This window comes from Pseudomonas sp. D4002 (assembly GCF_013385665.1).
Taxonomy (GTDB): domain Bacteria; phylum Pseudomonadota; class Gammaproteobacteria; order Pseudomonadales; family Pseudomonadaceae; genus Aquipseudomonas.
Genome location: NZ_JACAPN010000024.1, coordinates 35,740 through 42,576 on the forward strand (window position 1 = coordinate 35,740; position 6,837 = coordinate 42,576).

A 6,837-nucleotide genomic window follows, 5' to 3' on the forward strand; every position below is an offset into this window, starting at 1 on the left:
TCAGCCACATTTTCCGAATCTGGATGGTTTGGATTTTTCTGTTGCGACCCAATTGGGGTTTTTGAACAGCTCACGTGTACCGGCAGGCGCTCGAAGGTTGGAGGTTTTTCCGCCGTCTACGCTCCTGCCACCATTTCGCACAATTTCACTGGCCTCGACCTTATAGATTTCTTGAGGGGTGGCCCCGTTCATACTGTGTAATTGAACCGAGCTGATTTTGTCAGCCGGTAGTTTCCCGGAAGCGACATGTTGGCTCAGCCTTGAGCCAAAGGTTTGATCGGTAGTGGAGCCTACGTAGAGCTTGCCATTTTTGTCGGTAAATCGATAAACACCAATTGATTTTGCATCAACGCCAAGCGCCTCCAGAAGCGCTGGGTTCAGTCCGAGAGGATCGATCCAAGTCAGTGGGTTCGAGGCATAAGCGTAAAGATTCAATCCACCGGCCAGACCTATAGGGTCAGGTGTAGTAAAGCGGCCGATGTCGGGGTCGTAATACCGCAAGGTGTTGAAATGCAGCCCAGTTTCTCGATCAAGATACTGACCCTGAAATCGCAAGTTCTGCTCTTCAATGAAGTACGCCTCGCGCACCTCCTCAAGGGTGGCGCCCCATACTTTGTAACGCGTTTGCCAAACTGTGAGCCCATCAGTCTCCGTGAGGTACTCGGGCAGTCCATTCAGGTCATTGTGGTAATACCGCACACACTGGTGTTTCCCCGTCCCGTCTACCCGAGCTAGCGGATCATAGCTGTGATTGTCATACAGATAGAGGCTGGTCTGGCTGTGCCGATGTTCCTGCAGAAGACGCAAGCCATCCCAGTCGAAGCGTGTTTCTCCCAAGCAGAACCCATGATCATCGTGTTCAATTTTGCCAACACGCCGTCCCAGGGGGTCATACACCATCCTCACAATCGTGTTCAGCTCGCCTTTCTGGCTACGTACTTCGATCAGGCGATGCTCGGCATCGTAAGCAAAACGCTGCACGCCACGAACAGAGCTGCGTTTTTCGATCATTCGACCAAAAGCATCGTATTTATAACGTTTGTCTTGGTAGGTGAGCAGCCTGTTATGCCTTACCAAGCCACCCTGTCGTGGGCCGTCGAGCAGGTTGGCTGCCGCGTCATAAGCAAAGGTTTCGGTCTGGCCTACTTGGTGGCTGACGAGAATACGTTCGGTACTGTCGTAACCCAACTGCTCTTGACGATCATGAACACGGTCAACACGCCGACGCCCGATCAGGTTATCGCTGGGATCGTAGCTGTAGTCAGTCTCAACCAACGGCGGCAACTGCCACGGTTGGTCAATACTGCGGCGCTGGCGTGAGCGAACCCTTCCACTGCGGTCATACGCGGTGTTCGTCCTGAGTTGGCCTTGAGTGCGCTGCACTTCGCGATGCAAACGATCACGCTCGAAGTCGCTGATGACCTTCCCATCGAGATTCAACTGATGCAGGTGACCGCTGCCGTAGTAGAGGCGGTTCAGCCATCGACCGTCGGGCAACTGGGTCTGAATCAGGTTCCCCAATTCGTCGTAGTGATGCTGCAAGGAGCCCGCTGTGCCTTGCTCCTGCAGCAGTTGCCCCAGCGCGTCGTAGCTGAAACCCAGTCGCTGCTGCTGACCATCAAGCGCGGTGAACGTGACGCCGACCAGTTGGTCGTTCAGATCATGTTCGTAAACGGTGGTGCCGTCCGCGGTGACTTTGCTGACCAGGCGTCCAACCGGATCTCGCTGAAATTGGTGTGACAGCGGCGCTACCGGTTCGCCTTCTGTCCCCGGCAGGAAGTCCACGGCGACAACATCATCCAGCGGATCATAGGTGTAGCAGCGCTGACTCTGGTCGAGGTCTTGCTGCCGCACCATGCGGTCGCACGCGTCCCACTCAAAGCGATAGCTTTCACCGTTCTCATTGGTCAGCCTGCGCAATCGGCCATAGGCGTCATGGTCGAACATGACCGTGCGGTTATGCGCATCCCAGCGCTGTTTGACCAGGCCACGCAGGTCATAGGCATAGCGCGTGGTGCTGCCGGCCGGGTCGACATGGGCCGTCAGGTAACCGCTGGCGCTGCGTTGGAACTGTTCCACGCGGCCATCCGGGAGCTGGCATTCCAGCAATAGCCCCTGGGGACCGTACCGGTAGCGAACCGACTCACCTTCCGCATTGGTCTGCACCACCAGATTGCCAAAGGCATCGTATTGATAACGGGTGGGATAACCCGAGCAATCCACCGCTTCGACCAGTTGGCTCCATTCGTTCCAATGCAGCGTTTTGGTTTTTTCCGTGGCGTCGATGATGCGCACTGGTTGACCGAACCCGTCGTAGACGTAGCGCGTGCTATTGCCCAGCGGGTCGATTTCCTCGATGCAGTTGCCTCGCTGGTCATAGCGATAGTGCCAACTGTTGCCCGCAAGGTCGGTCTCTACTTGGGGCAACGCCCAGTGCGCGAGCCACTGCGTGCCGCTGGTTCTGGACAGTGGATCGATCACCGCGCTCAGGTTGCCGGACGCGTCATAATTGAAGCGCCACTGACCGTTTTGCGGGTCAGTCGCGCCGAGCAACTGGCGGTCTTCGCTCCACTCGAACAGCCACGTATGGCCCAGGTTGTCGACGTAGCGAGTGATCTGGTACTGCGGGTTCCAATGCCGTGTACTGACGCGCATCAGGCCATCGGTCACGCGGGTAATGCCGGCGTCGAGATCGTAGTCGAAGGTGTATTCATCGCCTGCGTCTGTCCAGTGGCGGCTCACGCGCCACTCTTCACCGTCCGGGCCGGTCACTGCACTCCATTGATAGAAGCAGCGCAGGCCACTCGGCAACTGGTGTTCGACCATTCGCCGGCCATTGTCATAAGCAAAGCGTCGAAGGGTTGTGCCTTGCACATCCAACACTTCAGCCAGGTCGCCGTTGCTGTCATAGCGGTAGCTGACGAGCACATCGCTGCGCGCATCGAAATGTTCCTGGCGCAGATAACGCCGTTCGATGTGGCTCACGCGCCGTGGGTGTTCAGCCGAGTAGCTCAGTTCGACGTGCATCAAGTCATGGGTGTCGCGCAGGCGATACAGCCGCCCCTGAGCGTCGTAGTCGAGAAAGATCCGCCCTTCATTGCGATCACCCAGCAGCTGCAGACGCATGCGCGCGCTGTTCAGCGGGTCGGGCTCGAACAGGCGATACAGGCCGTCGATGCTCTCGATCAATACCGCGCCGTCGGCACTGCGCCTGACCGCAAGGCCTTCGCCCGGGTCGAATGCTCCGCCGGACAAGGGGATGTAGCCGATCTCCAGGCGGCGCCCTTGCTCATCGATGTAGAACAGGTTTTCGTCTGCATCTATCTCAATCGACACTTCATACGCAACGCTCCAGCCCGCGCCGAAGAGACCGTCCTGGCGTGTGTCGAGGCTGCTGTAGAAACGCTGCCAATCTATCGGGAGCAAACCCGGCAGCACGAAATCCAGCTCCTCGTCCCCACCCAGGACCTTGGCCCCGGTCGCGCTGTGAACCGGATTGGGCGAGCCATTCATGGCGCTCTTGAGCGCAGAGGTAACCTTGCTGGTTGCATAAGAAATGGCACCGCCCACCACCAAGCCACCAACCAGGCACGGCAGCTTGGTCCAGAAACATTTCAGGTTACCCCGCAACGCCATCACCACCGCAATCGCCAAACCCACGCCCGGCGTTTTGCCGCTGCGAATCTCCTGCACCACGATGGTTCCGCCACCGATGCGCACATCCGGCGAGATCAGGCCCGGGGCTGTGCCGATCTTGGCGTCGCACGTGCTGCGATCGCCACTGCGCGCCGCAGGCTGGCCATTGATGAACACCGAGCTGGAACCCTCGGCAATGAATTGCAGGGGCATGGGCGGGTGCTTGTTGCACCCCACGGTGTCCAGCGGGCAAGGCTCGGTGCCGGGGGCGGGGGAGGCGACGGTCGGGCGCCACATCTGTGAGAAAAACTCCCCGGCCATGTCCAGGAAGCTGGGGGCTGGCGGTTCGCTGGGTGCGACCGGAACCGCAGTCATCTTGCCTGCGGCGCGGGCAGCTTTTTTGCCATTGATAAAGACGTTATCCGAACCGCTGGTGATGAAGGCATCGATCACCGGCGGGAACACCCAGTTGGCGGCGGACTCGCACCAACTGGATATTTTCAAGTCAGCCCCTGTGAGCCCTGCGGTGATCCCAACGACTGCCCCCACTACCAAGACCAATGCAACACCGCCTGTGGCGATGGTCGCACCGGTCGCGAGGAAAACCGCCCCTGCAACGGCCAGGCAGCCCACGGTAGTGAGTGCGGCATAGGCGGCCACTTCCAGCACGCCGCCGAGAATATCGGCCATCACCGAGGTGTGCAGCAGCGCGTCGCCTTCGCGGGCAGCCCAGAGGTCTTCACTCATTGTTCAGACTCTGCTCAGGGGGTGACGGCAAAGTTGAGCGTGTTCTTGAGCGTTGCCCAATGAGCCGCCTCGGCAGGCCCCAGGGGCTGGGTCTTGACGTAGCTCAAGGCGATCAGGTTGCGTGTGCCGGGTACCTGCATCGCCAGCTGATATTGGTAAATATTGTCGCTGCCTTTGTTGAAACGGTTCTGCACTTCAAAGGCGTCGATGTCCTGAGCCGGCCCCACCTTGATGGCTTGCGCCGGCGAATAACGAAGGTCCTTGACCTGCTGTTCGAGCTTTTTAAGTTGACCCTCGAAGTTGCCTTGCAAGGTCTCGCCATCGGCCAACGGGCTGCGGCTGACCACCAACGTGGTGCCCAGCTTGGCGAACTTGAGAATGTTGATCGAGGTGTCCTGTACCTCTGCATCGGGCAGGGTGAATTGGGCTTCGTTGATCAGGTAATTCATGGTGGATAAATCTCGTTATTGACCAGCGCCGGGCTTGCCAGGGAATTTTGATTCGACGGCGGACTTGATCGTGCTTTGCACGCCTTGGGCGCCGGGCACCGTGCCCTTGTCGCTGCCAAGGTTGATATCCAGTTTGCCCTTCGTCTGGATTTTGCTGCTGCCGGTGGAAAACAGGTTGAACGAGCCACAGGTCAGGTTGATGTCTCCGCCAGCCTTGAGCTCAATCACACTGTCGCCGCACACCAGGCGAATACTGTCGCCAGCCTCGACGGTGTAGGTCGTGGCGGCGCTGTCGGACTTGGCCCCGCCCACAATCACGGTGTCGTTGTTGCGCACGACCCGCAGGCGGTTTGAGCCAATCGTCACCGTCTCGTTATGCCCAATACTCTTGTTCCGGTCATGCCCCACCGAGTGGCTCTCATCCACCTCCACCACAATGTCCTGATTGCGCTCGGCATGGATGTACAGCTGCTCCAACCCCTTCTTGTCCTCCATGCGGATTTCATTGAAGTTGGCCGGTGTGCCGCCTTTGCTGGAGCGGCTTTTCATCCCGCTTTGGGTGGCGTTTTCCGGCAAGTCGTAAGGCACGGTCTGCTCGGCGTTGTACACCCGGCCGGTGATGATCGGCCGGTCTGGATCGCCTTCCAGGAAGCTCACAATCACTTCCTGGCCGATCCGTGGGATCTGCATCGAGCCCCAGTTTTTTCCGGCCCAGGACTGCGATACGCGAATCCAGCATGAGCTGTTTTCGTTGGACTGGTCGTGGCGGTCCCAATAGAAATGCACCTTGACCCGGCCATATTGGTCGGTCCAGATTTCCTCGCCCTTGGGGCCCACTACCAGCGCGGTCTGCGGGCCTTTGACGATGGGCCGGTAGGTGTTGGCCAGCGGGCGGAAACTCTGTTGCGCGTCGATGCAGGTAAGGGTGCTTTCGAACTGCGCCGAAGGCGCGCCACCGCCGCTTTCGAGGCTTTCCTGGGAGATGTAGTAGCGGGCGCCGACGATCAGGTATTCGCGGTTCTGGTCGCGGCGACTGAAGCCGGTGAGGCTGAACAGGTGGCCGGAACCCAGGCCCCGGGCGTTGCCGCTGAACTCCACTTGTTCGTGCAGGGTTTGCAGGGCTTCGATGCGGGTGCGGGCGTAGTGTTCGCCGTCTTCGCTTTTGACGTAGGTGCCGGGGTAGTCGTACAGCGGGTAGTCGCCGGCGGTGTGCGGGCGCGGCATGGCCGAGCGCACGTCGATGCTCGCGCTGGGGCGCTGGAAGTCGTAGTCGTTGAGCTCAAGGGAGCCGGGCTGTACTTCCTGTGCCAGGTGCCAGTTGTGCATATGGTCGCGTTCGCGCTGCTGCTCGTCCTTGGGGTAGTAAGGCACCGAGGCGTAGCCGGGCACGTTGGCGTGGGCACCGTAGGCATCGGCCAGCACCAGCACGTGGCGGTCCTGCTCGTGGCGGAAGAAGTAGTAGATGCCTTCCTGTTCCATCAGGCGGCTGACGAAATCGAAGCTGGTCTCGCGGTACTGCACGCAGTATTCCCACTCGCGGTACGGGCGGCTCAAGGCGTCTTCGAAGTCGGAAAAACCCAGGTCGCGAAACACCTGCTTGATGATCTGCGGGATGCTCAGGTTCTGGAAAATCCGGCAGTCGGAGGTGCGGCTCAGCAGCCACAACCACGGGCGCAAAGTCACCTGATAGCTGGCGAACTGGCCCTGGTCGATGTTCTGGCTGCAGCGGGCGACGATGCCGTGGAAGTGTCGCTCGCCACCGTCCGCCAGTTGCAGGTTCAGGCTCATGGGCTTGCCCAGCAACTGGTTGAGGTCGATGTTGGCGTCCAGCGAGGTCAGCTGCAGTTCGAAATTGAACAGCCGACCCAGCTCTTCGCCGCCACCCATTTCATTGAGCAGCAGCACATCCGGCCCCAGGGGGCTGGTGATCTTGGCCAGGCGTGAGGCTTGGTTGAATAACATCGGTTAACCCGTAAATAGCGTAATAACTGTAGGAACCGGCTCC

General features: G+C 59.4%; 3 protein-coding genes. All 3 read right to left on the reverse strand.

What is annotated here, in order from left to right:
• Genes HX824_RS17385 through HX824_RS17395 form a run of 3 tightly spaced genes read right to left on the reverse strand, consistent with a single transcriptional unit; the run spans position 1 to position 6,794 of the window.
• Positions 1-4,383, reverse strand: a complete 4,383-nt coding sequence (locus HX824_RS17385) for an RHS repeat-associated core domain-containing protein (RefSeq protein WP_177054871.1) — start codon at positions 4,381-4,383, stop codon at positions 1-3.
• A gap of 14 nt (positions 4,384-4,397) precedes the next feature.
• Complete coding sequence (locus HX824_RS17390) at positions 4,398-4,832, reverse strand: DcrB-related protein (protein WP_177054872.1); 435 nt, start codon at positions 4,830-4,832, stop codon at positions 4,398-4,400.
• A gap of 15 nt (positions 4,833-4,847) precedes the next feature.
• Positions 4,848-6,794: a type VI secretion system Vgr family protein gene (locus tag HX824_RS17395; protein WP_134327538.1), complete on the reverse strand. Its 1,947-nt coding sequence runs from the start codon at positions 6,792-6,794 to the stop codon at positions 4,848-4,850.
• Positions 6,795-6,837: the final 43 nt, after the last annotated feature.

Bases quoted from the DNA above. Each gene is read 5' to 3' on its own strand.
- HX824_RS17385 (WP_177054871.1), bottom strand. From the start codon at position 4,383: ATGAGTGAAGACCTCTGGGCTGCCCGCGAAGGCGACGCGCTGCTGCAC.
- HX824_RS17390 (WP_177054872.1), bottom strand. From the start codon at position 4,832: ATGAATTACCTGATCAACGAAGCCCAATTCACCCTGCCCGATGCAGAG.
- HX824_RS17395 (WP_134327538.1), bottom strand. From the start codon at position 6,794: ATGTTATTCAACCAAGCCTCACGCCTGGCCAAGATCACCAGCCCCCTG.